The organism is Mucilaginibacter pankratovii, from assembly GCF_014773265.1.
Lineage (GTDB): Bacteria > Bacteroidota > Bacteroidia > Sphingobacteriales > Sphingobacteriaceae > Mucilaginibacter > Mucilaginibacter pankratovii.
Genome location: NZ_JACWMY010000012.1, coordinates 26,532 through 52,189, shown reverse-complemented (window position 1 = coordinate 52,189; position 25,658 = coordinate 26,532). Strand labels below are relative to the sequence as shown.

Sequence of the window (25,658 nt, the reverse complement as noted above, 5' to 3'; positions counted from 1 at the left end):
AAAAATATAAAAAATACTTACTTTCGCCCCTTATATGGAAACTGTTGTTAGTGGCATACGATCTACCGGGAACCTGCATTTAGGTAATTATTACGGTGCTGTTCAAAACTTCGTGAAAATGCAGAACGAATATAACTGCTATTTTTTTATTGCCGACCTGCATTCTTTAACCACGCACCCCACCCCAGCCAACCTGCACGGCAACGTAAAACAGGTTTTGGTAGAGTACCTGGCCTCGGGTATCGACCCGGAGAAATCCACCATTTACGTACAAAGCGACGTGCCCGAAGTTACCGAGCTGTACCTGTACCTCAACATGAACGCCTACACCGGCGAACTGGAGCGCTCTACATCTTTTAAAGATAAAGTACGCGCCAATCCCGATAACGTGAACGCCGGCCTGTTAACCTACCCGGTTTTGATGGCTGCCGATATCATCATCCACAAAGCTACCAAGGTACCCGTGGGTAAAGACCAGGAGCAACACCTGGAAATGGCCCGCACCTTTGGCAATCGTTTTAACAGGCTTTATAATAACGATTACTTCCCCGAGCCGTATGCTTTTAGCTTTGGCGAGAGCCTGGTAAAGATACCGGGGCTTGATGGCAAAGGCAAAATGGGCAAAAGCGAAAGCGAAGGTAACGCCGTTTTCTTATCAGATACGCCGGAGGCTATCCGTAAAAAAGTAATGCGTGCCGTTACCGATGGCGGCCCAACTACCGAGAACCAGGAAAAACCACAGGAGATCCAAAACCTGTTCGATTTGATGAAGGTTGTATCTGCGCCCGATACTTACACGCATTTTGATAACCTGTACAACAGCATGAACATCCGTTACGGCGACCTGAAAAAACAGCTTGCCGAGGATATGATCATCGCTACCCAACCCATCCGCGAAAAAATAAACGATATAGCCAACGATGCCCCTTACCTGCGCCAGGTTGCCATTTACGGTGCCGCCAAGGCCCGCGAAAGCGCCCAGAAAACCATTAGGGAAGTAAGGGAAATTATAGGTTTCAGGAAGTTTTAATTTAGTTAATAGCTGATAGTTCATAGATCATAGCAGCTTCAGCCATTTCTTACATCAAATTCAACACATCGTTTGATGGTTCATGGTTGATAATGTATATTAGCCATGTTGCTTAATATGGTTCGTGTGCTTTGTTTTCTTACTATGAACCATGATCTATCAACCATCAACAAATAAAAAACACATGCACATAGCAATTGTAGGAAATATTGGCGCGGGCAAAACTACCCTTACCGAAATGCTGGCGAAAAATTACGGCTGGGACCCACTTTACGAAGCGGTTGACAATAACCCCTACCTGGAAGATTTTTACAGCGAAATGAAACGCTGGAGCTTTAACCTGCAGATTTATTTCCTCAACAGCCGTTACCGCCAGATCCGCGAAATACAAAGCAGCGGCCGCAATATTATCCAGGACCGTACCATTTACGAGGACGCCTACATATTTGCCGAAAACCTGCACGATATGGGGCTGATGACCACCCGCGACTACGAGAACTACGAAGCCATGTTTGATAACATTACCGAGTTTATTAAACCGCCCGACTTGCTGGTGTACCTTAAAGCATCGGTACCCACCCTGGTAAACAACATCCAGCGCCGCGGCCGCGAATACGAGATAGGCATCCGGATAGATTACCTCTCTAAACTGAACGAGAAGTACGATAAATGGATAAAGAACTACAAACTGGGTAAGCTGCTGGTGCTGGATAAGGATAACCTTGATTTCGCCAACAATACCGAAGATATGGCCACTATTGTGGAGAAGATAGAACGGGAGATAAACGGGTTGTTTTAGAGGCCCCCTAACCCCATGAAGGGGGAACAGAATTTTTACCTAAGCCCCCTGTTGTTGCCACAGCACCTGCAGGGCACAAAAATAATATCATGAAGACAAAACTGATCTTGATTTTCGCCTTATGCGTTTGCAGTGGATACGTATCGGCGCAAACCAAACCGGCTTCCAATTACGTGGTAACCACAACGAACGATACTATCAAATGCGAATTAAAGGGTACCCGGAAATATATGCCTTTAAATTCAACCGATAAAAAGTTCATCAAAATAACGCCGGATAAAATATCAGACATTTTCAACGCGAAGGATTCCATAACCTATTCTGCGGTGAGTAAGCCAAACGCACTCGATTCTACCTATCTGCAGCGCCACGAACATGGCAAGCTTAATTTGTATGAAGAAGAAAATACAAGTTATAGTGGCGGAGGTATGTACGGCGGCGTGGGCACTTTTAACAGCACCACTAAATGGTACATCAGTAAAAATAACGCACCCATCGTTCAGTTAAAATCTAATACCATATTTAATAATGGCAGCCAGGGCAAGCGTAAAAACATTTTTATGGAAATGATAGCCGATGACCCTGCCTTGCTGGAAGAATTCAAAAAAACAGATAGCTTTAGCTTTAAAGTTCTACGCGATTTTGTACATCGCTACAACATCGACATGGCGGGTAAATAATCCCACGTAACTGAATACCGGTTGTGTCGGCCTCTAATGGCCCGAGGAGAAATTATACAATATTAGACGAAATGGATTGGCAATATTTCTTTTTGGGTGTTGGCTTTCTGGTAGCAGCATATCTAATTTACCGGATGAATAAGGGTGGCCCTTCCTCCGAAAAAAATGGCTGGATGGGTCCTGCACTTCCTCTTTACGTACAAGGCTGGGGTGTAATTATTATGTGTGTTATGGTAGGAATTGCATTTATACTTAAATCCTTGCCTGCAAGTATTTAATATACCGTAAAAACCTTTCTACCACCCCACAGGTTTCTTTACTGATAAAGAGACGGATATGCTAAGATCGACATACAAACTATTTTCCGCCATACTGCTAATAATGGTGGCTACCTCCTGCAGCAAACGCGGGCCGCTGGCGCTGTTTAAAAAGCTTTCCCCGCACGATGCTTATGCGCAAAAACTGCGCGATGCAGGGCTTGGCAACACCGCTATGGGCACAGCCTGGCTTCGGCAGGCAGACGCAACGCTGAATAACCCGCTCAACATCAACATCCCGTATAAAGAAACCGGCTACTTCCCCGATGAAAAGCCGGGCGGTACTGCCCTGCGCTTTGATGCCAAACGCGGGCAAAAATTACGTATTAGCATCACTAAAAAACCGGTTACCAACTTTAATATTTATCTCGATCTTTTCCAGGAGCAATTACCGCAGCCTGCAAAGCTGGCCGCATCGGCGGATACATTGGGTGCCGTGCTGGAGTTTGAAGTAAAGCAAGCCGGCAAATACATCCTGCGCCTGCAGCCCGAGCTTTTACGCAGCGGCGAGTACACGCTTACCATTACCGCAGGGCCAACGCTGGGCTTCCCGGTGGCGGCATCGGGTAAACCCCGCATCGGTAGTTTTTGGGGCGACGGGCGTGATGAAGGCGGCCGCAAACACGAAGGCCTGGATATCTTCGCGCCGAAACGCACCCCTGCCATTGCTGCCGCAAATGGTACCGTAACCAGTGTAACGGTGAATAATCTGGGTGGCAATGTGGTATTCCTGCGGCCCGACGATGCCGATTACACCCTCTACTACGCCCACCTCGATGCACAACTGGTACAGCCTGGACAAAACGTTTTACTCGGCGATACGATAGGTTTGGTAGGGAACACCGGCAATGCGCGTACCACGCCTGCGCACCTGCATTTTGGCATCTATACCAATAGCGGTGCTATCGACCCGCTTGCGTTTGTGGATAGGGAAGTAAAGCAGCCGCTGCCCGTATCTGCCCCGCTGAAAAACCTGAATGCAACCCTGCGCAGCAGCGGCAAAAGCAGCAAAATGTACAACCTGCCATCAGACAAAGCCCTGGCCGTGCAAACGCTGCCGGCAAATACCGCCCTCAGTGTAAGCGCCGCAACAGAAGGCTGGTACAAGGTAAGCCTGCCCGATGGGCAGCAGGGTTTTATCAGTAGCAGGAACGTAACCGAAGCAGATAATATCCGCAGCATTACGCTTAAAACAGATCAGCCGCTTTTAAATATGCCGGATAACGTTGGGGCTGCCCGCAAAAAATTATTAAATGCAGGCGAAAAAGTAAGCCTTTTGGCTACTTACAATAATTACCTGTTGGTAAAAAATGATGGGGAAACCGGGTGGATAGAACAGTAAATCTCCGGTTTTAATTTAACGCGCTTACCGGGCGGTAAGCTTTGCGTTAGTTGTTCAATGCCCAGTGTAATATCTTAGCGATATTTTTGGCATCATCTACACCGCGATGGTGGGTGCCTTCCAACGGCAGGTTCAGCATTTCCAGTGCGGTTGCCATGCCTGTTCCACGCTTCATCCCGCGTTTTTCAGCAAACATGGTTTTTACGTTGATGTGCGATGGGCCGAAAGGATAAGCTACGCGCATCTCACTGCACTGGCGCTGAAACTGGTTGCGGTCGTAATCGCCATAGCTGGCCCAAACCAGGTCTTTTGAATCGTATTCGCGCTCCAGTATGTCGCAGGCATCATCGAAGTATATACCTTCGTCTTCAATCAATCCCGGTGTAATGGAGGTTAACTGGGTGCAGAATTTGCCGATCTGCGAGCGTTCGGGCATCACTAAAATGCCCCGGCTGCCGGTAATTTCCCCGGTGTTGACATCCAGCAGGCACACGCCTACTTCAATAATGTCGTTTTCCTGTCCGGGCGGGTTCCTACCCTCCCAGCAAGTGGCTTCAATATCCACTACTAAAATTTTGTCTTGTTTCATTTTACTTGTACTTTTTTACATATTAAAAATTTATTTTAAAGCTTAAGCGACGGTACTTAAGCCCTTTACCTTAATATACAAAAAAAATCGCAGAATTTAAAATGAAATTTCGTTGAGTTACATTGGTTGTCAAAAGTTCTGTTCGGGCTTGTTCGGGCTGTTCGCGTAAAACACCGAACACGAACAAAGCATAAAATATACGCTACGCTTAAAAATTTCCAACCCTTCCAACCTCTCCAACTCTTCTAACCCTCCGCTTTTCCACATTCGCATTTTTCCTGCCCGAAACCCGCAAATTTTCTTACTTTTGTACCCCGTACACAAACATTCGGCAACGGCCATATTCCGCTGCCGGGATTTCAAAAAAATCTCATGACTAAATACATTTTTGTTACGGGTGGCGTTACCTCGTCGTTAGGCAAGGGTATTATTTCCGCCTCATTAGCTAAGCTCCTCCAGGCCCGCGGCTACCGCGTTACCATCCAAAAGTTCGACCCGTATATTAATATCGACCCGGGAACCCTTAACCCTTACGAGCATGGCGAATGCTACGTTACCGAGGACGGTGCCGAAACCGACCTTGACCTTGGCCACTACGAACGTTTTTTAAACACCCCAACCTCCAAGGCTAATAACATTACCACCGGCCGTATTTACCAGAATGTGATCAACCGCGAGCGCGAAGGTGCTTTTCTGGGTAAAACAGTGCAGGTTGTTCCGCACATTACCGATGAGATCAAACGCAATATGCGCATCCTGGGCGAAACCGGCGATTACGATATTGTGATAACCGAAATAGGCGGTACCGTTGGCGATATCGAATCGCTGCCCTTTGTGGAAGCTGTGCGCCAGTTTAAATGGGAAGCCGGCAGCGGCAACGCGATGGTGATACACCTTACTTTAATACCTTTCCTGGCTGCAGCCGGCGAATTGAAGACCAAGCCTACCCAGCACTCGGTAAAAATGCTTTTGGAGTACGGGATTCAGCCGGATATACTGGTTTGCCGTACCGAGCATCATATCAATATGGATATCCGTAAAAAGATAGCCCTGTTTTGTAACGTAAATATCAACGCGGTTATCGAATCGATGGATGCATCAACCATTTACGATGTGCCTTTGCTGATGCTGAAAGAGCAACTGGATAAAACGGTATTAACCAAGCTGAAGCTTTCGCATAAGAACGAGCCTAACCTGGATAACTGGAAAGCCTTTTTGGGCCGCTTAAAAAACCCTACTTCCGAAGTAAAAATTGGCCTGGTTGGTAAATATGTAGAGCTGCCCGATGCTTATAAATCCATCATAGAGGCATTTATACATGCAGGCGCCACCAACGAGTGCAAAGTAAAAGTACAATACATCCCATCAGAACAGTTAACCGTAGAGAACGCTGTGGATAAACTAAAAGGCCTGCATGGCGTATTGGTTGCCCCCGGCTTTGGCGAGCGCGGTTTTGAAGGTAAAATAGAGGCGATACGCTACGTGCGCCAAAATAATATCCCATTTTTTGGTATCTGCTTAGGGATGCAGTGCGCCGTGGTTGAATTTGGCCGCAACGTACTGGGCCTTGCCAACGCCAGCAGTACCGAGATGAACCAGGATACCCCGCACCCGGTTATCGCCATGATGGAGGACCAGAAGAATATCACCAACAAAGGCGGCACCATGCGTTTAGGCTCCTACCCCTGCGACCTGAAAAAGGGCAGCAAGGCAGCAGCTATTTACGGCAAAACTTCCATCACCGAGCGCCACCGCCACCGCTACGAGTTTAATAACAAGTACCTTAAACAGTACGAAACAGCCGGTTTACTGCCATCGGGCATCAATCCCGAAAACGGTTTGGTAGAGGTAGTTGAACTTAAAAACCACCCGTTTTTTGTAGGCGCGCAGTTCCACCCCGAATTAAAATCAACAGTTGCAAATCCGCACCCACTTTTTATTAACTTTGTCGCCGCTTCGCTGGCCTACGCACGCAAGAAATAACAATTAAAACAGTAGGTTGATATGCATCCGGTTGTAACAAAACCAGCCGGTGTTAATCATACGATATATTAGATAATGGATAGAAATACGTTTACAGGATTATTCCTGATCATGATCATCATGGGGGCCTCGATATATTTTATGAAGCCCAGTGATGAGGCCATAAAAAAGGAAAGAGAAGTAGCCCGCCAGGATTCGCTTAAAAGAGCAGGTGTAGTAAAAGCGCCCGCCACCACCGCCAAATTTGATACCGCTAAAAAATCTGCCGTGGTAGATTCTGCCGTATTAAAAACCGCTTTTGGCGCAGCAACCATAGGACAGGAAGAATTTGTTACCGTTGAGAACGATGAGCTTGCGCTTAAACTTTCTACAAAAGGTGGTCGCATTTATTCTGCCGAGCTAAAAAAGTTTAAAACAGCTTACAAAAAACCGCTGGTACTTTTCAGCGGCGATAAAAACACCTTCGGTTTAAACTTTAGCGCGCAGGGCAAGGCCATCAATACCAACGACCTTTACTTTACCCCAAGTGCAAAAGCGTTAACCGTTGCAGCCGAAGATTCTGCTTCGCTAACCATGCGTTTAAGCTACAGCCCTACCCAGTATATCGATTACATTTACAGCTTAAAAGGTACCGGCTACAAGTTAGGCCTTACTATTAAACCTGTTGGGCTCGATCAGGTGATCGCTAACAGCGGAACGCTTAATTTAAGCTGGGCTGCCAGCCTGCTTAAACAGGAAAAAGATATTGCGCAGGAACGCCAGTATACCACCGTTTATTACAAAAACACCGATAACGAGGTTGATTACTTAGCAGAAACTAAGGACGATACAAAATCCATTACCGATAAAAAACAGCAATGGGTTGCGTTTAAGCAACACTTTTTCTCCAATGCTTTGATCGCCCCCGGCGGTATCAACAAAGCTACTTTAACCGTTAGCCACGACGTTGCCGATACTACCGATGTAAAGCAAATGAAGGCCGACCTGTCGCTTGGCCGCAACGCTTTGGGCGATGCACCGCTGATATTCTACTTCGGTCCAAACCGATACTCTACCTTAAAAGACCAGGGTTACGACCTGCAAAAACTGGTTAACCTGGGATGGGGACCGTTGAAATATATCAACCAGTTTGCTACCCTGCCGATATTTAACTTCCTGAATAAATTTAACTGGAACTACGGTATCATCATATTAGCGTTAACCGTTATCCTGAAGTTGGTATTGTCGCCGCTTACTTATAAATCGTACCTGTCGATGGCTAAGATGCGTGTGCTGAAGCCGGAGATGGATGAGATAAAAACAAAAGTTGGTGAGGATAACCCTACCCTTTTGCAGCAGGAATACCTAAAGCTTTACAAAAAAGCAGGCGTAAACCCGTTGGGTGGTTGCTTACCCTTGCTGATACAAATGCCTATCGTGATCGCGTTCTTCCGCTTTTTCCCAAGCTTGTTTGAGCTGCGTGGCCAAAGCTTTTTGTGGATGCACGATCTTTCTACGTACGATTCGGTTATTACATTTTCGCCGATATTTGGTGTAAGCCACATCAGTTTGATGTGTTTGCTAATGACGATATCTACGCTGATCTACACGTATTTCAACAACCAGATCTCGGGCGCAACCGGGCAAATGAAGTACATCGGCTATATTACGCCGCTGATCTTCCTGGTAACGCTGAACAGCTACCCATCAGGTTTGAACTACTACTATTTCCTGGCCAACATGCTTACCTTTTTACAGCAATACTTAATTAAATTTATGGTTGATGATAAAAAGATCCATGCCCAGATCCAGGAGAACAAAAAGAAACCTGAAGATACCAAGAAGAAAAAAGGCGGCTTCGGTGCCAAATTAGAAGAAATGATGCGCCAGCAACAACAAGTGCAGGCGAAGAAGAAATAGAGAATAGAGGTTGGTTAATTAGAGATTAGTTAACCGCTATAATAAATAAGAAGCCCCGGTAGCCTTGCTATCGGGGCTTCTTATTTGGAGCAATTTAACCATCTCGTCATTGCGAGGAAGCGAAGCGACGAAGCAATCCCCGGCAGGCAGATCAGACCTGCATAGCGGCTCTGCTTGCCGATGGTTGCCACGCTATCGCTCGCAATGACGATGGGGAGATTGAACCGCTTAACCTTTTCAACAATTAAATCTTTTTCCACATCTCCAACTAAATATATTAGCAAAATTATAGTACATTTGAAATATGTACGCAATTGTGGATATCGAGACTACCGGGGGGCATGCCAGCGCAAATGGCATTACCGAAATTGCTATATGTATCCACGATGGCAAAAAAGTAACCCGCCGTTTCGAGAGCCTGGTGAACCCGCAGCGCGACATCCCGGTGTATATCCGTGCGTTAACCGGTATCACCAATGAAATGGTGAGCACCGCCCCGCTATTTGAAGATGTGGCGCACGAGATCTTCCACATGCTTAAAGGGCAGATCTTTGTGGCCCATAACGTCAACTTCGATTATTCTTTTTTACGATACCACCTCAACGCCGCCGGCTACGAGCTGAACGCTAACAAACTTTGCACGGTAAGGCTTGGGCGAAAGATAATGCCGGGGCTGATGTCGTACAGTTTGGGTAAGCTTTGCAGCCATTTAGGCATCAGCAATAACAGCCGCCACCGTGCCATGGGCGATGCAGAGGCTACCGCGCAATTGTTTAGCCTTTATTTAAAAAACGATACTGCCAACCACATCGGCCAGGCATTAAAGCTTACCTCGAAGGAGCAGCGCTTACCGGCCAACCTGCCAAAGGCGGATGTGGATGCCCTGCCCAATTGCCCCGGTGTATATTACTTCCACGACCAAAAAGGCAAAGTGGTTTATGTAGGCAAGGCCAAAGACTTAAAAAAACGGGTTTGCAGCCATTTCACCGGCAATAACCCCGGCTTGCAGCGGCAGGAGTTTTTAAAGAGCATCTACCGCATTAGTCACCAGGTTTGCGGTACCGAACTGATTGCTTTTGTGTTGGAAGCCGTGGAAATAAAACGCCTTTGGCCGAAATACAACCGCTCGCTAAAACGCTTCGAAAACACCTACGGGCTTTATGCCTACGAGGACCAGCGCGGCTACCTGCGCCTGGCGGTTGATAAGCACCGCAAACACATGCCATCGGTATATGCCTGCAACTCCCTGCTGGAAGGCTACAACCTGCTGAATAAGCTGATAGAGACTTTTAGCCTGTGCCCCAAAATGTGCTTCGTTCAAAAGAACGACCAGCCCTGCAGCGGCAATAACGTAAACGCCTGCGCTTGCGAAGGCCATGAAACGCCCGAAGAATACAACATCAAGGTGACTGCTGCTATAGACGAGTTAAAGAAAGCCCTGCCCACCTTCGCCATCCGCGATGAAGGCCGCAACGGCGAAGAACATAGCTGCATCCTGATAGAAGAAGGGCGCTTTTATGGCATGGGGTATATCTCCCATTACTTTGATGCCAACAACATCCAGCAGTTGAAAAACTACCTCACCCCATATCCGGGTAACGATTACATTAAAAACATAGTAACCGGTTACGCCAGCAGATTTCCTGAGCGTAAGGTGAGTTTTGGGGTGTAGCTCCATCGTCCTTGCGAGCGATAGCGTGGCAATCATCGGTTAGCAAGTCGATAAAGTCTGTCAACGGGCAACTGGCCATTAATCCCAATGTCCTCACCCCCCCCGTCCTTGCGAGCGACAGCGCGGCAATCATCGGCTTTAAGGTCAGACTTGCAAATCCACCTTCCTTATGGGAACTACATGACCGCCCTGCAAATTCGCTCTGCTTGCCGATGATTGCCACGCCGCCCTTTTGCACCACCTCCCCCGCTGCGGCTCGCAAAGACGAGATGGTGACGCACAGCTTCTCCAACATTTCCAACCTTTTCCAACTTCTCCAACAAAACCAAAACAATTAAATTTCTCACAGGTTAATATATTATCATTTTAAAACACACAAACCTGTTATGGATAGCATTAACCAACAACAACCCGAAGATAATTTTGAGAACCTGGAAGGTAACGAAGCCTGGAAAAAACTAAAGGAAATGGCCGAAGGCACCAGCTGCTTTTTTTGCAGCGATATTAAAACCGGGCTCCCTTTTTCTACCCGGCCCATGTCGCCCCAAAAGATAGACGATAATGGCGACCTGTGGTTTTTGAGCGCTAACGACAGCCACAAAAACGCGGAAATATTAGCCGATCCGATGGTGCAGCTCCTGTTTCAGGGATCTAAATATTCCAATTTTCTGAACATCTATGGGATAGCCGAGGTAAGCCAAGACAAGGAAAAAATTAAAGAATTGTGGGAACCCATTCTAAAAACATGGTTTACCGGGGGTGTTGACGACCCGCGCATTTCCGTTATCAAAGTAAGCCCTACCCAAGGCTACTATTGGGACAACAAACACGGCAATGCCGTTGCGTTTGTAAAACAACTGGTAGGTGCGGCGCTTGGCAAAACGCTTGATGATTCGATAGAGGGGAAACTTCAACCGTAGATTGGAGATTAGTTATTAGAGATTGGAGGTTAGTTGGGAAATTCATAGGCAGAAACCAGGAGATAAATAACTCATCTCTGATTAACCAACCTCCAATCTCTATCAAAAGTGCAGCCCCACCATCGGCCATACGATCTGCCTGATAAACTGCCCGTGAAACAACAAAGGCATCGGCACTATCAGCCAAAAGAAAACCCAAAGCCGGGCTATAACTTTGTTTTTGAGAAATAATATTCCACGGCTGGCCATTAACTTTTCTACCAACACCAATAGTCCTTGTATCACAAAGTATAGCGTGGGCAGACCATAGCCACTGTTAACGGGCAGGCTGAGCGCCAGTTCGTGCAGCAGACCCGAAAAAATAAATGATACCATTAACGCCACGGCGACGCCGGTCTTGCTTTTCAGCGGGCGGAATATGGCTACGGAGGTCATTTCGCTGAAAGCGATGTTCCAGCGCTTGCTCCAAAGTTCGGTAAGGCTCAAAGCTTTTGCAGGTTGCCTAAACAGGTAATAGGTGTTTACACCCGAGAACCGCCACATCCCCGCGCTGATACTGAGCAAGCCGAAGTGCAGGATCAAACTCAAAGCCACCAGGAGTATTGGTGTTACCAAATAATAGGTTAAAGAGCCATTCAATTGCAAAGCAACCAACCAATGGGCAAGCAAGATCAATAATGCCCCGGCAATTATCCGGCTGATGCCAAAGCGCACCATAGGCCAGGCGTTCGGCAGGGCTGGTTGACCAAGTGTTTCAAAAGGCTGTGCACGCATGCCAACCCAGCCAATGGCATAAGTGAGCCATTGCTTAAAGCTAAGTGTAAGCGGTCTGTTTTTATAGCCTTCTGTCACCGCTATCACCTTCATACCACTAAACGTAGTTGCAATAATAGCCAGCATTTTAAGGATGGGATGCTCATTTATAAAAATGATATACACGCCTGCAATGCTTACCACCAGCATTGCCCAGCCTGCAAGGAGCAATTGTTTTTCCAGGAAGTTATAACCCACCGATACTATAGCCAGATTGATAAGCGCGAAATACAGGAGATGAACTATTAACTGCGTATCCATCCCATTTAAAAATTTAAGTAAAACACCCAGCTATAAGTTAGGCTAAGCACTATAAACAGTGTGGTCAAAACCACCTCGGCCAATAAGTTAAATCCTCCTTTAGGGAAAGCGCTCCTGTCGAAATAAAAGAATTGGGTAAGCACTCTTGATATCCAGTAAACCGCGATAAAGCCGGTGAGCAGTGCCGCCAGTCGGGAGCCGTTAAGCAGGTCCTCTGTCGCAAAAAACGAAACCAGGCCGAGGCAGAGGTTTATTACTAAAATGTAAGCCCCGTGAACCCAAACCATTTGTTTGACAACGGTTTTTAACTTCGCCAGCTCAGGTTGCCAACCCAATACTTTTGGTATGGCTACGCTGACAATGGCCAGCACTATTTGCGCCAAACCCGCCAATTGCAGTAATTGATGTGCTAATACTTTATCCATCGCGTTAGTTATTTGATGCGACAAATATAAAAACAATACTGAACTTTCAAAACATATTGAAAGTTGATTTTATTTTTTATTGTTTACAGAAAAGCCGAAGATTTATAAAACAGGTTAATCGCCAGTTAAAATAGCACAAAAAAGTGTAAACCCTCTATTTTATTTAACTAATTTATTATCAATGTATTACAAATTTTAATTTTTAAAAGTGTAAACTTTTGTAAACCCTCATATTAATTAAAGAGAGATCTATTTCAAGTACTTATCATACCATTTAATATACCGTTCCACCCTATCTACCTGGTAGCTGGGGATGCTGATACCGTGATTTTGATTTGGATACAAGATCAGTTCGGCAGGTACACCGAGTGATTTTAGCGCCTGGTACATTTGCTCGCTGCCGGCGGTAGGCACGTTAAAATCCTTCAGGCCCGACATAAACAGCACCGGGGTTTTTATCCTGTCGGCATGTAAAAACGGGTACGAGATTTTGTTATACACCTCGATATTTTTCCAGGGCTGACCCAGTTCGTTATCATACTGCAGTATGTACTGGTCGATACCGTAATTGGCTATTTGCAACGCGCTGCCCGCGCCGCTTGCGGCTGCTTTAAAACGGGTATCGCTGGCTATCAGGAAATCGGTAGTGATACCGCCATAGCTCCAGCCGCCTACGCCCAGTTTATCAGGGTCGGCAATGCCGCGTTTTACTAATTCATCTACTGCGCCGTGCAGGTCAATTACTTCTTTGTTGCCCCAATCGGCTGCTATCGCTTTGGTGTAATCAATACCCCGGCCCGAGCTGCCCCGGTAATTTACTGCCGCCACCGCATAACCGGCGCTGGCTAATACCTGGCAGGTGCCATCAAAGCTGTAATCGTCCTGCCCTACCGGTCCACCGTGCACAAACAAAATGAAAGGCATCTTTTTGGTGCTGGTACTATCGGGGCGGTACAGCACGCCCGATACTTTTGTACCATCCTTACTGGTAGATTGAAAGCCCGTAACCTGCGCCAGCTGCACCTTGCTCAGCCATTCCTGCTGCTGAAAGGTAAGGCGGCGCAGCTTACCGGTTTCCAGCGCGTAGATCTCCAGGGGCATATAGGGGTCGCTTACGGTTGTCACCCAGTTTCCGGCGCTATGCGCTGCAATATCGCCCACGCTTATTTTACCCCGGGTAGAGGGTATAATGCTTATTTTCTTGCTCGCCAGTGTGTAGGTTGCCGCATAACGCTCGCGATCGTCATCTACCAAAAAGGCAACGCTTTTGCCGTCTTTACTCCATTCCGGGCTGTCTGCCGGGCGGTCGAGCTGTTTGGTAAGCAACTGGTTACCGCTGCCGTCCGCATTCATTATACACAGTATGTTCTGGTCGTACATGTTGTACCCTTCGCTGTCCTGGCGCAGGTAGGCAATAGTTTTACCATCCGGGCTAAATTTGGGGCTGATATCGTGCCCCTTCCAGGTGGTTAATTGCTTAATGGCTCCGCTTGCTTTGGCTTCCACCACAAAAATATCGGTATTCTCGCTTCTGTCCGGGTCTTCATCATGGTTGCTTACAAACACAATGCTTTTGCCATCCGGGCTCCAGGTCGGCGAGCGTTCATCAAACTTACCTTTGGTAATGGTATCCAGTTTTTTGGTGTTGATATCAAAAACATACAGGTGGTTACGGGCATCATCCAGGTAGCCCTGGTAATCCTGCTTAAAGTGATAGCGGTCTACTACTATTGGCTTTGGTGTTTTAGGCGCTTCCTTGCCTTTGTTGTCGGGGTCGCCAATAACTATAACTACTTTGCTGCCGTCCGGGCTCCATTCGTAATCACCCAGGTCGCCTTTTATATCGGTCACCTTTTTAGCCTCACCGCCGCGGCGGTCCATCAGCCACAGCTGCGATCCGTTCTTCGATTCGCGCGAGGATAAAAACGCCAGGTAAGCCCCATCCGGGCTCCAACGGGCTCGTGAGGCAGGCTCGGCACCATGTGTAAGCTGGATAGAAGTTTTACCGTCCCAGCTTTGCATCCACAGGTGCGATACCCGTTTATCCTTGGCCGTATCTACGGTAGAAACGCCGTAAGCCACCCATTTGCCATCCGGCGAAACCTGCGGATCGCTTACGGAAGGGATCTTATAAAAATCTGTAGGTTTAAATGGTTTTTTATCGGTTTGCGCGAATGCGGAAGATGCCAGCGATGCGGCGAAAAGCAGCGTAAGGTATTTTTTCATATCAAAGCATTAGATTGGGAGGTAATTTAAGGAAATACCAATAGAAAATGCTAATGGCTATGAAATTTTGAATTAAATACGTTTTCGTAAAGGCAGTAACTAAATAAAGTAACTGGCTTTAGTCTATTGTGCATCTGTTATTTCAACTTTAGTATCCTCATTAACTTCGGAAAGGAGAAACTTTTCAAAGCCATCTATTAAGCCGGGGTCGAGATAATTTACGGTAATGATGGTATTTTCTCCTATCCGGTATATTCTGTTAATTTTCAAATTAAAAGGATCTACACAATTTTTTTCTTTGATTTCCTTTATTACACTATTAACTTTTGATGGTTCTTTAAAGTGCAATAACTCATAATACATATCGTAATAATACTCATCTTTATGAGTGGCCTTCGCTGTGATATACCGGCTATCTGCAATTTTATAATCAATCGCCGGATCCAGTTCTTTAATATGGCAAAACGATTTATATATACCTACTAAATCAGATGGGCCTTTGCTGTTGTTCGCTATCTTGAAGGCTTGAAAATGCTTAACAATACCCAACCGGTATTTTTCGAGGAATTGCCGGGTAAAATTGTCGGCCTTAGGTTTGGGAGAGCATGCCGAAATGAATAAGGAAACAATTACGGATGCATGGAGATATCGCTTCATTATTTGATGGTTTGAGACCTTATATCACTCCCGCCTTCTCCAACTCTACCTGCATCTGCTGCTGCAAACTCAAAGCTTCGGCCCTTGCCGCTTCGGCAAAATCCTCACCGTTGCTTGCGTAGATGATAGAGCGAGATGCATTTACAATGAGCCCGCAATCGGCTGTCATGCCGTATTTGCAAACATCTTCCAGGCTGCCGCCCTGGGCACCAACACCGGGTACCAGTAAAAAGTTATCGGGGGCGTATTTACGGATGTTAGTAAACTCGGTGCTTTTGGTAGCACCCACTACAAACATCAGTCTATCGGCGCCGGCCCAGGTATTGGCCTTTTGTATCACCGTTTCGTACAGGTAACCTTCGCCGGTATTGAGGTATTGGAAGTCTTTGCTCCCTACCGATGAGGTAAGCGCCAGGATGATCACCCATTTGCCATCGTATTTTAAATAAGGTGTAACACTGTCATTACCCATATAAGGCGTCACGGTAATGGCATCAAAGCCCATCCCGGTAACATCCTCGTTAAAAAATGCTTTGGCATAGTTATCAGATGTGTTGCCGATATCGCCTCGTTTTGCATCTATAATAGATAAACAATCTTTTGGCAGGTATTCGTAAGTGGATATCAGGCTTTGCAGGCCTTTCATCCCACGGCTCTCATAAAAAGCGGCGTTTGGCTTGTAAGCGATACACAGATCCTTAGTGGCGTCAATAATGCGCTTATTAAATTCAAAGGCCGGATCGGGGTATTCTTTTAAAAAATCGGGAATTTTATCTACATCCGTATCTAATCCCACACATAAAAATGTTTTCTTTTGTTTTATCTGTTGTATAAGCTGCTGGCGGGATATCATGGAGGGTTGTTTTATTAAATGCCAAAAGTCTAAAAAAATATGCGAATGATGTTATTTTTTTATTAAATTTGCATTTTAAGAATATTTCATTAAAATTGCACTGTTATCCCCTGCATCTTCTTGCACACAAGAAACAATTTTTATCACCACGTCGTTATTTCTGATACTTACCTGGCTTAAATATTGCATGTACAGGGTTGCAAAACAATCTTTCAACTAAAAAATCCTTTTGAACTATAATTCATATCATGTCTGATACAATCGAATTGAACGACAAACTCGTTTCTGAGTTGCGCGACATTGCTAAAAGTTTAGGTATTGCCACAGCAGATGAGCTACGAAAAGCCCAACTGATAGTTGCAATAGTTGAACAACAGCAACTTATAGAAGCCGCCCGCAACCAGCAGAGCACCGTCGAAAATAATTACGCTCCAAAAACTGCTCCCGCAGAAACTGCAGCGCCAGAAGCCGAAACCGGCGAAAAAACACGCAAAAGAACCCGCGTAATAAAAGCTAAGAACGAGCCAAGGGTAGAAGTACCTTTAAACGATACCAACTTATTTGAGCAGGAAGAAGACGAGGCGGAGAACAACAACCGCGGCAATAATACCCCTGCAGTTTCGGCCACAAGTACCGAAACTGAAGAGGAGCAAGCCATACGTGCCGAGCAGCTACCTGCCGCTGATAACCGCCCTCAAAAATTTGAGCGCCGTGTAAACAATACCGGCAATGGCCCGGCCCAGAAAAACCAGGAGCCTGCCATTAACCTTGATTTTGACAACGTAATTGTAAATGAAGGCGTGCTGGAAATTATGCCCGACGGCTATGGTTTCCTGCGTTCATCAGATTATAACTATCTAACATCTCCGGATGATATATATGTATCGCAGTCGCAGATAAAACTGTTTGGCCTAAAAACCGGCGATACCGTGCGCGGCAGTATCCGCCCTCCAAAAGAAGGCGAAAAATATTTCCCGCTGGTGCGCGTTGAGGCCATTAACGGCCGTATACCTGCCGAAGTGCGCGACCGTGTACCTTTCGACCACTTAACCCCGCTTTTCCCATCCGAAAAACTGAGCTTGTTCACTGATGCCGGTAACTATTCTACCCGTATTATGGACCTGTTCTCTCCTATTGGTAAGGGCCAGCGCGGATTGATCGTAGCGCAGCCAAAAACGGGTAAAACCATGTTGCTGAAGGATGTTGCTAACGCGATAGCCAAAAATCACCCGGAAGTTTACCTGATCATCTTACTGATAGACGAACGCCCTGAGGAGGTTACCGATATGGCCCGCAGCGTACGCGCCGAAGTGGTATCATCAACCTTTGATGAGCCTGCAGAGCGCCACGTAAAAATTGCCAATATTGTATTAGAGAAAGCAAAACGTATGGTAGAGTGCGGGCACGATGTAGTTATCCTGCTGGATTCTATCACTCGTTTGGCACGTGCTTATAACACAGTTGCCCCGGCATCCGGTAAAATATTATCGGGTGGTGTGGACGCTAACGCATTACACAAGCCAAAACGCTTTTTTGGCGCGGCCCGTAACATTGAGGATGGCGGTTCGTTAACCATCATTGCAACGGCACTTACCGAAACCGGCTCTAAAATGGATGAGGTTATCTTTGAAGAATTTAAAGGTACCGGTAACATGGAGCTGCAGCTGGATCGTAAATTATCAAACAAACGTATCTTCCCGGCTATCGATATCACTGCATCGAGCACCCGCCGTGATGACCTGTTGCTTGACCGCGACACGTTGCAACGCATCTGGATACTGCGTAACCACCTCGCCGATATGAATTCACAGGAGAGCATGGAGTTTTTACAGGCCCAGATAAGGGGTACAAAAACTAACGAAGAGTTCCTGATTTCGATGAATTCATAATATATTTATATATATGGAGTTATAATTTAGCGTAAGGTTAATTTATAACTCCATGTTTTTTATAAAATTATTGATACCTTCATAACCGATATGAAGAGGCGAGTAAAAAAACATCTTCCCAATGCCATAACGTGCGCAAACTTGTTTAGCGGCTGTGTGGGTATCGTTTTTGCGTTCCAGGATAACCTGGTAATTGCATCCTATGCCATTTTTTTGGCAGCCATTTTCGACTTTTTCGACGGCTTTGCCTCCAGGGTGTTAAATTCAACTTCCTGTATCGGTAAAGACCTTGATTCGTTGGCAGATATGGTGAGCTTCGGCTTTTTGCCTTCGGCTATTATGTACGAGCTGCTTTTACAGGCTCCACAAACCGGCATAAGCATCTGGCTTAATTTCATCGCCTTCCTGATACCCGTATTCTCTGCCCTTAGGCTGGCAAAGTTTAACACAGATACCCGCCAGGCTGAAAGCTTTATAGGTCTACCTACCCCGGCAAACGCCATCCTTATCGCATCGTTCCCTTTGATATTAGAGCAATATGATGGTTTAGACCGTTATATTTTGAACCCTTATGGCTTAATGAGTTTTATTATAGTGATGTGTATCCTGCTGGTGGCCGAAATACCGCTGATGTCGCTAAAATTCAAGAACCGCGATTTCAACAAAAACTTTTACCGTTATTTATTGCTGCTGTTTTCGGCAATACTCATACTATTTTTTAAATTTGCGGCAGTTCCGGTGGTTATTGTAATGTATATCACCCTATCGTTAATTCAACTAAAATTTGCCGACGATACCATCATGAGCGGTTCGCACAGAAAATCAGCTTAAGGTAGTATCCTCCTAACACACAATCACACAGATGAAAAAGTTCCTGGCCGAAATTGATGTAATGCCGAAAAAAGAAATTCTTGATCCGCAAGGTAAAGCCGTAACCGGCAGCATGAAGAATTTAGGTTTATCCGAAATTCAGAACGTGCGCATAGGCAAGCACATTTCCCTCGAAATTGAGGCTGATAGCTCCGAAACAGCCAACGCCAAAGTTGATGAGGCCTGCAAAAACCTCCTGGCTAACCTGATTATGGAAAGCTATAGCTTTAAGTTGGAAGAAGTTTAGGAAAGAAACAAGACTATTAGATTTAACAATCAAGATAGACGACAGGTTATTTGCGGATAGTTTGTTGTAAATATAAAGAGGCGATCATATAAATGGTCGCCTCTTCTATTTCTCAAGTTTTTTCTTGATTCTTGTTTCTTACAAATTCGCTTCTTTCTCTATTTTAATTTTATTCAGCTCTATCAGGTTTTTGTTCACCATGGTTTTTACCTGGTTAAACGTAGCGATGATCTCGGGCGGGTTGGCAGCGCCGGTCTTACAGGCTATCTCCACCTCCTGTATGGTAGCCTGGCACCATGGCATCCCAAAAAAACCCAAATTAGGTTTCAATTTGTGCGAAGCCTGCGCGGCAACAACCCAATCCTGCGCGTTAATGGCTTCGGTAATGCTGGCCAGCAACTGCGGGGTTTGATCTAAAAACATCGCGATAGATTCAACAATAAAATCGTCGCTGCCATCGGCTATTTCGTATAAAAAAGCAAGATCAAGATCTTGTGCTGGTATGTTATCGGCCATCGTACAGGTTTATATTTCAAAAGTATACTTTTTTTACAATCAAGCTATCTTTTAGCTCACTTTTGAGTGCTAAAATGTTTTTATTTAGCGCGGGGTGCAAAAGTTCAGGCGCAATTTCTGCAAGAGGTTCCAAGGTAAAGCGGCGGTTATGCAGCTCCGGATGCGGCACTATCAGTCCAGGCTCGTTTATAACCGCATCACCATAAAATAAAATATCGATATCAATAATACGCGAACCCCATTTTTCCTCGCGCTTGCGGCCCATTAGTAGTTCAATATCCAATATTTTGTTTAACACATCCCGCGCGGTAAGGCTGGTTTGCAGTGTAATAACCTGGTTAAGGTAATCGGGCTGGTCGGTTTTACCCCACGATTGTGTTTCGTAAACGGCTGAGGTTTTGGTTACCGGCGCAACAAGCCGTTCGATATGCGTAATTGCCTCACTCAAGAATAATTCCCGGTTGCCAAGGTTAGTCCCCAATAGTAAAAAAACAGTAATCATGTTGTAACAAATAGTATATATCAGGCTCTTAATAACAAGAAACAGGCCCTATTTAGTAAGTTTGCATATATAAATGATTTATAACAGTTAATGAAACAATTCTTCAAATTTGTATTAGCCTCGTTTGTAGGTGTTATTCTCTCAGCCTTCGTTCTATTTGTTTTGTTTGCTATTATAATAGGCGGGATAATTGCTACCGCCGGATCTGATAAAACAGCCGATGTTGATTCAAATTCTATTCTGCACATTAAAATAGACTATCCTGTAAGCGAGCGCACGCCAAATAATCCGCTGGCCGGGCTTGGTTTCTTAGGGTTCGACGGCGAAAAAACGTTAGGACTGAACGATATTTTAGCCAGCATTAAAAAAGGTAAGAACGACGATAATATTAAAGGCATTTTCCTGGACGAAAGCTACATGATGCAGGGCCAGGCCACGACCGAAGAGATCCGCAACGCACTTATAGATTTTAAAAAATCGGGCAAGTTTGTGGTAGCATACTCCGAAATTTATACCCAGGGCTTTTACTACCTGGCCTCCGTTGCCGATAAAGTTTACATGAACCCTAAGGGTATCATCGAATTTAAGGGCTTCAGTTCGGAAGTTACCTTCCTGAAAGGTGCCATGGATAAACTGGGCATCGAAGCGCAGATCATCAAAGTAGGTACCTACAAAAGTGCTGTTGAGCCGTTCTTTTTAACAAAAATGAGCGATGCCAACCGCGAGCAGGTTACCTCCTACTTAGGCTCAATGTATAACCATTTCCTTACCGGGATAAGCGCCAGCCGCCATATCAATAAAGATTCGCTGTTCAACTATGCCAATAACGGCACCATACAGGAGCCGGAAGACGCGCTGAAATACAAACTGGTTGACGGTTTGAAATACAAAGACGAGATACTAAGCGACCTTAAAAAACGCACCGATATTGCCGAAAAAGACAATCTGCACAGCGTTGAGCTTGGCGACTACGTAAAAAGCGAAGCGAAGGAAGAGGATGATAAAGACGACGAGAAAAAAACCTCCTCAAAAAACCGCATAGCGGTAATATACGCATCGGGCGAAATTAACGGCGGCGACGGCGATGATAACAGCATTGGTTCTGAGAAGATCTCCAAAGCTATCCGCAAAGCACGTACCGACGATAAAGTAAAGGCCATAGTTTTAAGGGTGAATTCACCGGGCGGCAGTTCGCTGGCATCTGATGTGATCTGGCGCGAGGTAATGCTCACCAAAAAGGTGAAACCTATCATCGTTTCGATGGGTGATGTGGCTGCATCGGGTGGTTATTATATCGCCTGCGCTGCGGATTCTATCTACGCCGAGCCAAATACCATTACCGGCTCTATCGGCATCTTTGCCGTGCTGCCCAACATGCAGAAATTTTTTAATGATAAACTGGGGATCACTTTCGATGGTGTAAAAACCGGTAAGTATGCCGATCTGGGGGATGTTAGTCGCCCTTTAACACCCGAAGAACGCGCCATATTGCAAAAAAGCGTGAACCGCGGTTACGATACTTTTACAAAAGCCGTTGCCGAGGGCCGAAAAAAATCGCAGGCATACATCAACTCCATAGGCCAGGGCCGTGTGTGGACAGGCGAACAAGCTTTAAAAAATGGCCTGGTTGATAAACTGGGCAACATCAGCGATGCTGTAGCATCTGCCGCCAAAAAAGCCAACCTGAAAGATTACCAGTTAGTTAACTATCCTGAGCAGAAAAGCGTACTGAGCAAAATAGGACAAGGTTTCTCTGCACAAGTGAAGGCCCATTTTGTAAAAGCCGAGCTTGGCGAAAACTACAAATACTACGAACAGATAAAAGGCGTAACCCAAATGATGCGCACCCCGCAGGCACGTATGCCTTACGAAGTGGTTATAAAATAACTTTGTGTTTAAATATTTTGATTGAAAAGCTGCCTGAGAGGGTGGCTTTTTTTAGGGGCACACATGGGTTCACTAAAAAAATGGGCATAGCTTAACTAAGCCATGCCCATTTTTAACATTACTTCCGAATTAAATACTCTTCTTTGCCGCTTGATCTCGAGCGGATTCAGATGAAAATTCTTCCCTTCGACCATCAACTTCAAGAACATAGGTCGTTCTTTCGCCGCCGCCAGTCCAGGAATCTACCTCATTTGAAATAGAGTTACTGAAAGTAAAGATACCTGCAAGTGTACCTATCGGTGAACACTCATGCCATGATTCCTCGGATAATTTAATGTTTTTGCTCATTTTGATAAAAATTAAGTGATTAATAAACATCACAAGAATACAAATCAATTTTGACAAAACAAACACAACAACGTATATATCAATCATTTATAAAATTTATTAAATATTAAAATAATTTATTAAATTCTGTAAATTTATTGCATGACATTACAGAGCAATTTGCTTACAGATCAAATCATTGCTAATTCCCTCCCTTCATTAATAGAGTATATTCGCACCAAACTTGGGTATAAACAAAATGCTATGTCTGCTTTTTTTAATGAAAACAGCAATAGAAGCATGTCCCCATCGACTATTTCTATCTTAAAAAAAGGGGATAGTGATAAAGGAACCACGAATGGGATTTACTTTAGGTTGATTATTGAAATATTTAATATTAACACAACGATTGGAAAAACCGTATGCACATTTTCGGATGGAATTAAGGATGATAAAATATCGTTTAATTCAAGCACTAAGGCATCAATTCCTACATTTTTTGAGACACCCAAGGGGAATATTTGGAAAGTATTTGTTCATATTGGAGATCGCGTCGGTATTAGATACTTGAAAATATTAACATTAAAGAAAATTGAATACATAATTGATTCAAAAGCTCACGATAATTTTATAGGTACAGGACGATTTAATACAAATTATTCTTTCCTACTTTTAGACCTAACTGCCGGTGATGGAGCGAAAGATTTACATATGCGATTTTACATGAGTAGTAGGACCGCGAAGCCCGAAATAATGCTCGGCATCTTGGTACATAATGTTCTACAAGACAATAAAATTATTTGTCATAATATTATTGCTTTGAACATTTCGGAGTTTAATGAAAAATTTAAACCAACGAGAGTTCCTTTTCAAGATTTTAAGCAAGACAATCCAGCTATTGCAGAATATTTTGAACTGAAAGTTAATACAATTTATTCGGATGCATCTCTTTTAACACTTAAGGAGTTGCCATTATATAATTTGAAATACGAAACTAAATCGAAAAAATTCGATAAAGAATAGTCTGCTCAATAGCAAAAACACTTCCTAAACCTCATTGTTCAATTATAAATAAAAGGCATTTTTACCCCCACCTTTTGTATTTTTACCGCAAACCAATTTATGGAAAACAAGCCCATAGCCCGTACGCTTCGCCTGCTCTCGCAATTGATGGAATTGCACGAGGTTAACCCCTTCAAAATAAAATCGATAGCCAACGCCGCCTTTAAGGTGGATAAGCTGCCCTACCCCATTGCCGGCAAAACCGTTGTCGAACTGGAGAAAATAGACGGCATCGGCAAAAGCCTCGCATCCAAAATAGCAGAACTGCTGGAAACCGGCACCATGGCTGAACTGCAGGACATGCTGGATAAAACCCCCGAAGGTATTGTGGAGATGATGGGCATTAAAGGCATCGGCGCAAAAAAGGTGGCTACCATCTGGAAAGAACTGGGCATCGAAAATGTAGGCGAGTTATACTATGCCTGCAATGAGAACCGCCTGATTGAAGCCAAAGGGTTCGGCCTGAAAACGCAGGACGAGATCCGCCGTCTCATAGAATTCCGCATGGCGGGCAATGGTAAATTCCTTTATGCGCAGGTGGAGGAAGAAGCCAAACTGTTGATGGATGAGATAAAGGGAGTTTTCCCGGAAGCTTTAAAACATTTTGCAGGCGAGTTTCGCCGCCTAAATGAAGTGATTACCGAACTGGTAATTGTGATTGGTAGTCTGAACCAAGAAGTTGCGTTTAATGCGTTGGCCAATTCGCAGATACTTTGTAATGTAAGTTTAAACGGTAACCACATCGGCGGCGAGTTGAAAAACGGACTCCTTGTGGATATTGTATGTGTAGACAAGGCTGATTATTATAAAGAGTTATTTATCAATACAGGTACGGATGAACATGTTGAAGCTGTGTTGAGTTTGATAAACGTGGAACTGGAAGAGCCGTCGACGGAAGAATTTATTTATACAAAAGCAGGCCTCACCTGGATACAGCCGGAACTGCGCGAAGGCGATACCTTTATAGAACGCGCGGCTAACAATACACTGCCCACCCTCATCACCTATCACGACCTGAAAGGCACCCTGCATAACCACAGCACCTGGAGCGATGGCGTTAACACGGTGGAAGAAATGGCTCTTTATTGTCGCGATGACTTGAAACTGCAATACCTCGGCATGTGCGATCATAGCAAGAGCGCCTTCTACGCCAAAGGCCTTAGCATCGAGCGGGTTTTGCAGCAGCAGGAGGAAATTGACCATCTTAATAAAAAGCTGAACGGCTTCCACATCTTTAAAGGCATCGAATCGGATATCCTGAACGATGGCTCTCTGGATTACCCGGACGAGATATTGCAGCGCTTCGATTTCATCGTAGCATCTGTACACTCCAACCTGAAAATGGTGGAAGATAAGGCTACCGCGAGGCTGATAAAAGCTATAGAAAACCCGTATACTACCATATTAGGGCACCCTACCGGCAGGCTGCTACTGAGCCGTAAAGGTTATGATATCGACTATAAAAAAGTGATAGATGCCTGCGCCGCAAATAAGGTGATCATCGAAATAAATGCCAACCCGGTACGTTTAGACCTTGACTGGCGCTGGCACCAATACGCTTTGGAAAAAGGTATTATGCTCTCTATAAACCCGGATGCGCACCGCAACAGCGGTTTCCTGGATATGGAATATGGCGTAAATGTTGCCCGCAAAGGCGGCCTAACCAAAGAAATGTGCCTGAATGCCTTATCTTTGGACGAGATAAAAAAGATTTTTGAAGCGAAAAAGCCAAAAGCATAGTTAAATTGACGGACGCATTCGACAGTCCCATTCCCTCCCTCGGGAGGGGTGCGGCTGCTGGCGCGTAAAGGCAGGGAGGGGTTTAGCCCCCAAACCAACTCGTTTTGCATAATGGCGAAACCTCTCCCTGCCCCCACACAATTCCATCACAC

Annotated in this window: 24 protein-coding genes; 14 read left to right on the top strand and 10 right to left on the bottom strand. The window is 45.2% G+C overall.

The window, feature by feature from the left end; translation table 11 throughout:
• The first annotated feature begins 34 nt into the window (after window positions 1-34).
• From trpS to IDJ77_RS21195, 4 genes are all read left to right on the top strand, one after another.
• Window positions 35-1,030: a tryptophan--tRNA ligase gene (gene trpS, locus IDJ77_RS21210; RefSeq protein WP_191190989.1), complete on the top strand. Its 996-nt coding sequence runs from the start codon at window positions 35-37 to the stop codon at window positions 1,028-1,030.
• A 184-nt stretch (window positions 1,031-1,214) separates the two neighbouring features.
• On the top strand, window positions 1,215-1,829 hold the full coding sequence (locus IDJ77_RS21205; RefSeq protein WP_191190988.1) for a deoxynucleoside kinase: 615 nt from the start codon (window positions 1,215-1,217) through the stop codon (window positions 1,827-1,829).
• Between the two features lie 89 nt (window positions 1,830-1,918).
• Entirely contained in the window at window positions 1,919-2,509 is a 591-nt protein-coding gene (locus IDJ77_RS21200; protein ID WP_191190987.1) for a hypothetical protein, read from the top strand.
• Between the two features lie 336 nt (window positions 2,510-2,845).
• A complete protein-coding gene (locus tag IDJ77_RS21195) occupies window positions 2,846-4,168 on the top strand; it encodes a peptidoglycan DD-metalloendopeptidase family protein (protein ID WP_191190986.1) in 1,323 nt (440 codons plus the stop codon).
• Between the two features lie 46 nt (window positions 4,169-4,214).
• Here IDJ77_RS21195 and IDJ77_RS21190 read toward each other — a convergent pair whose 3' ends face one another.
• Window positions 4,215-4,757: a 3'-5' exonuclease gene (locus IDJ77_RS21190; RefSeq protein ID WP_191190985.1), complete on the bottom strand. Its 543-nt coding sequence runs from the start codon at window positions 4,755-4,757 to the stop codon at window positions 4,215-4,217.
• A 372-nt stretch (window positions 4,758-5,129) separates the two neighbouring features.
• On the opposite strand from IDJ77_RS21190, the gene IDJ77_RS21185 reads away from it, so the two are divergent.
• Window positions 5,130-6,740 carry a CTP synthase gene (locus IDJ77_RS21185; protein ID WP_191190984.1) on the top strand — a complete coding sequence of 537 codons (1,611 nt, stop codon included), beginning with the start codon at window positions 5,130-5,132 and terminating at the stop codon, window positions 6,738-6,740.
• A 75-nt stretch (window positions 6,741-6,815) separates the two neighbouring features.
• Window positions 6,816-8,639 carry a membrane protein insertase YidC gene (gene yidC, locus IDJ77_RS21180; RefSeq protein WP_191190983.1) on the top strand — a complete coding sequence of 608 codons (1,824 nt, stop codon included), beginning with the start codon at window positions 6,816-6,818 and terminating at the stop codon, window positions 8,637-8,639.
• Window positions 8,640-8,719: 80 nt separating this feature from the next.
• Here the strand turns inward: yidC and IDJ77_RS21175 are convergent, their stop codons facing one another.
• Entirely contained in the window at window positions 8,720-8,899 is a 180-nt protein-coding gene (locus IDJ77_RS21175) for a hypothetical protein (RefSeq protein ID WP_191190982.1), read from the bottom strand.
• Window positions 8,900-8,943: 44 nt separating this feature from the next.
• Between IDJ77_RS21175 and IDJ77_RS21170 the strand changes: the two genes are divergently transcribed.
• Both IDJ77_RS21170 and IDJ77_RS21165 read left to right on the top strand, forming a co-directional pair.
• Window positions 8,944-10,311: an exonuclease domain-containing protein gene (locus tag IDJ77_RS21170; protein ID WP_191190981.1), complete on the top strand. Its 1,368-nt coding sequence runs from the start codon at window positions 8,944-8,946 to the stop codon at window positions 10,309-10,311.
• Window positions 10,312-10,697: 386 nt separating this feature from the next.
• Window positions 10,698-11,231 (top strand): pyridoxamine 5'-phosphate oxidase family protein, encoded by a 534-nt coding sequence (locus IDJ77_RS21165; protein WP_191190980.1) that lies wholly within the window; start codon window positions 10,698-10,700, stop codon window positions 11,229-11,231.
• Between the two features lie 102 nt (window positions 11,232-11,333).
• Here the strand turns inward: IDJ77_RS21165 and IDJ77_RS21160 are convergent, their stop codons facing one another.
• From IDJ77_RS21160 to pyrF, 5 genes are all read right to left on the bottom strand, one after another.
• On the bottom strand, window positions 11,334-12,305 hold the full coding sequence (locus IDJ77_RS21160) for an MBOAT family protein (RefSeq protein ID WP_191190979.1): 972 nt from the start codon (window positions 12,303-12,305) through the stop codon (window positions 11,334-11,336).
• Window positions 12,306-12,310: 5 nt separating this feature from the next.
• Window positions 12,311-12,730 carry a hypothetical protein gene (locus IDJ77_RS21155; protein WP_191190978.1) on the bottom strand — a complete coding sequence of 140 codons (420 nt, stop codon included), beginning with the start codon at window positions 12,728-12,730 and terminating at the stop codon, window positions 12,311-12,313.
• 249 nt (window positions 12,731-12,979) lie between these two features.
• Window positions 12,980-14,956: an alpha/beta hydrolase family protein gene (locus IDJ77_RS21150; RefSeq protein ID WP_191190977.1), complete on the bottom strand. Its 1,977-nt coding sequence runs from the start codon at window positions 14,954-14,956 to the stop codon at window positions 12,980-12,982.
• Between the two features lie 123 nt (window positions 14,957-15,079).
• A complete protein-coding gene (locus IDJ77_RS21145) occupies window positions 15,080-15,613 on the bottom strand; it encodes a hypothetical protein (RefSeq protein ID WP_191190976.1) in 534 nt (177 codons plus the stop codon).
• Between the two features lie 19 nt (window positions 15,614-15,632).
• Complete coding sequence (gene pyrF, locus IDJ77_RS21140) at window positions 15,633-16,463, bottom strand: orotidine-5'-phosphate decarboxylase (RefSeq protein WP_191191148.1); 831 nt, start codon at window positions 16,461-16,463, stop codon at window positions 15,633-15,635.
• Window positions 16,464-16,714: 251 nt separating this feature from the next.
• Between pyrF and rho the strand changes: the two genes are divergently transcribed.
• The 3 genes from rho (at window position 16,715) to purS (ending at window position 19,472) form a co-directional block, all read left to right on the top strand.
• Window positions 16,715-18,355, top strand: a complete 1,641-nt coding sequence (gene rho / locus IDJ77_RS21135) for a transcription termination factor Rho (protein ID WP_191190975.1) — start codon at window positions 16,715-16,717, stop codon at window positions 18,353-18,355.
• Window positions 18,356-18,445: 90 nt separating this feature from the next.
• Window positions 18,446-19,186, top strand: a complete 741-nt coding sequence (gene pssA, locus IDJ77_RS21130) for a CDP-diacylglycerol--serine O-phosphatidyltransferase (RefSeq protein WP_191190974.1) — start codon at window positions 18,446-18,448, stop codon at window positions 19,184-19,186.
• A 31-nt stretch (window positions 19,187-19,217) separates the two neighbouring features.
• On the top strand, window positions 19,218-19,472 hold the full coding sequence (gene purS, locus IDJ77_RS21125; protein WP_191190973.1) for a phosphoribosylformylglycinamidine synthase subunit PurS: 255 nt from the start codon (window positions 19,218-19,220) through the stop codon (window positions 19,470-19,472).
• Window positions 19,473-19,610: 138 nt separating this feature from the next.
• On the opposite strand, the gene IDJ77_RS21120 is transcribed toward purS, so the two are convergent.
• Both IDJ77_RS21120 and folK read right to left on the bottom strand, forming a co-directional pair.
• Window positions 19,611-19,988 (bottom strand): Hpt domain-containing protein, encoded by a 378-nt coding sequence (locus IDJ77_RS21120; RefSeq protein ID WP_191190972.1) that lies wholly within the window; start codon window positions 19,986-19,988, stop codon window positions 19,611-19,613.
• Window positions 19,989-20,004: 16 nt separating this feature from the next.
• Window positions 20,005-20,490 carry a 2-amino-4-hydroxy-6-hydroxymethyldihydropteridine diphosphokinase gene (gene folK / locus IDJ77_RS21115; RefSeq protein ID WP_191190971.1) on the bottom strand — a complete coding sequence of 162 codons (486 nt, stop codon included), beginning with the start codon at window positions 20,488-20,490 and terminating at the stop codon, window positions 20,005-20,007.
• Window positions 20,491-20,580: 90 nt separating this feature from the next.
• Here folK and sppA point away from each other — a divergent pair, with 90 nt between their 5' ends.
• Window positions 20,581-22,377, top strand: coding sequence for a signal peptide peptidase SppA (gene sppA, locus IDJ77_RS21110; RefSeq protein WP_191190970.1), 1,797 nt, complete (start codon window positions 20,581-20,583; stop codon window positions 22,375-22,377).
• A gap of 129 nt (window positions 22,378-22,506) precedes the next feature.
• Here sppA and IDJ77_RS21105 read toward each other — a convergent pair whose 3' ends face one another.
• Window positions 22,507-22,812 (bottom strand): hypothetical protein, encoded by a 306-nt coding sequence (locus IDJ77_RS21105; RefSeq protein ID WP_191190969.1) that lies wholly within the window; start codon window positions 22,810-22,812, stop codon window positions 22,507-22,509.
• A gap of 54 nt (window positions 22,813-22,866) precedes the next feature.
• On the opposite strand from IDJ77_RS21105, the gene IDJ77_RS21100 reads away from it, so the two are divergent.
• Complete coding sequence (locus IDJ77_RS21100) at window positions 22,867-23,727, top strand: hypothetical protein (RefSeq protein ID WP_191190968.1); 861 nt, start codon at window positions 22,867-22,869, stop codon at window positions 23,725-23,727.
• A 99-nt stretch (window positions 23,728-23,826) separates the two neighbouring features.
• Window positions 23,827-25,506, top strand: a complete 1,680-nt coding sequence (locus IDJ77_RS21095; protein WP_191190967.1) for a DNA polymerase/3'-5' exonuclease PolX — start codon at window positions 23,827-23,829, stop codon at window positions 25,504-25,506.
• Window positions 25,507-25,658: the final 152 nt, after the last annotated feature.

Excerpts from the sequence above, each read along its gene's own strand:
- IDJ77_RS21170 (WP_191190981.1), top strand. The coding sequence starts at position 8,944 with ATGTACGCAATTGTGGATATCGAGACTACCGGGGGGCATGCCAGCGCA.
- IDJ77_RS21160 (WP_191190979.1), bottom strand. The coding sequence starts at position 12,305 with ATGGATACGCAGTTAATAGTTCATCTCCTGTATTTCGCGCTTATCAAT.
- IDJ77_RS21120 (WP_191190972.1), bottom strand. The coding sequence starts at position 19,988 with ATGGCCGATAACATACCAGCACAAGATCTTGATCTTGCTTTTTTATAC.
- pssA (WP_191190974.1), top strand. The coding sequence starts at position 18,446 with ATGAAGAGGCGAGTAAAAAAACATCTTCCCAATGCCATAACGTGCGCA.
- IDJ77_RS21105 (WP_191190969.1), bottom strand. The coding sequence starts at position 22,812 with ATGATTGATATATACGTTGTTGTGTTTGTTTTGTCAAAATTGATTTGT.
- IDJ77_RS21100 (WP_191190968.1), top strand. The coding sequence starts at position 22,867 with ATGACATTACAGAGCAATTTGCTTACAGATCAAATCATTGCTAATTCC.
- purS (WP_191190973.1), top strand. The coding sequence starts at position 19,218 with ATGAAAAAGTTCCTGGCCGAAATTGATGTAATGCCGAAAAAAGAAATT.
- rho (WP_191190975.1), top strand. The coding sequence starts at position 16,715 with ATGTCTGATACAATCGAATTGAACGACAAACTCGTTTCTGAGTTGCGC.
- IDJ77_RS21200 (WP_191190987.1), top strand. The coding sequence starts at position 1,919 with ATGAAGACAAAACTGATCTTGATTTTCGCCTTATGCGTTTGCAGTGGA.
- trpS (WP_191190989.1), top strand. The coding sequence starts at position 35 with ATGGAAACTGTTGTTAGTGGCATACGATCTACCGGGAACCTGCATTTA.
- IDJ77_RS21195 (WP_191190986.1), top strand. The coding sequence starts at position 2,846 with ATGCTAAGATCGACATACAAACTATTTTCCGCCATACTGCTAATAATG.
- IDJ77_RS21145 (WP_191190976.1), bottom strand. The coding sequence starts at position 15,613 with ATGAAGCGATATCTCCATGCATCCGTAATTGTTTCCTTATTCATTTCG.
- IDJ77_RS21155 (WP_191190978.1), bottom strand. The coding sequence starts at position 12,730 with ATGGATAAAGTATTAGCACATCAATTACTGCAATTGGCGGGTTTGGCG.
- IDJ77_RS21150 (WP_191190977.1), bottom strand. The coding sequence starts at position 14,956 with ATGAAAAAATACCTTACGCTGCTTTTCGCCGCATCGCTGGCATCTTCC.
- IDJ77_RS21095 (WP_191190967.1), top strand. The coding sequence starts at position 23,827 with ATGGAAAACAAGCCCATAGCCCGTACGCTTCGCCTGCTCTCGCAATTG.
- IDJ77_RS21185 (WP_191190984.1), top strand. The coding sequence starts at position 5,130 with ATGACTAAATACATTTTTGTTACGGGTGGCGTTACCTCGTCGTTAGGC.
- IDJ77_RS21165 (WP_191190980.1), top strand. The coding sequence starts at position 10,698 with ATGGATAGCATTAACCAACAACAACCCGAAGATAATTTTGAGAACCTG.
- sppA (WP_191190970.1), top strand. The coding sequence starts at position 20,581 with ATGAAACAATTCTTCAAATTTGTATTAGCCTCGTTTGTAGGTGTTATT.
- IDJ77_RS21190 (WP_191190985.1), bottom strand. The coding sequence starts at position 4,757 with ATGAAACAAGACAAAATTTTAGTAGTGGATATTGAAGCCACTTGCTGG.
- IDJ77_RS21205 (WP_191190988.1), top strand. The coding sequence starts at position 1,215 with ATGCACATAGCAATTGTAGGAAATATTGGCGCGGGCAAAACTACCCTT.
- yidC (WP_191190983.1), top strand. The coding sequence starts at position 6,816 with ATGGATAGAAATACGTTTACAGGATTATTCCTGATCATGATCATCATG.
- folK (WP_191190971.1), bottom strand. The coding sequence starts at position 20,490 with ATGATTACTGTTTTTTTACTATTGGGGACTAACCTTGGCAACCGGGAA.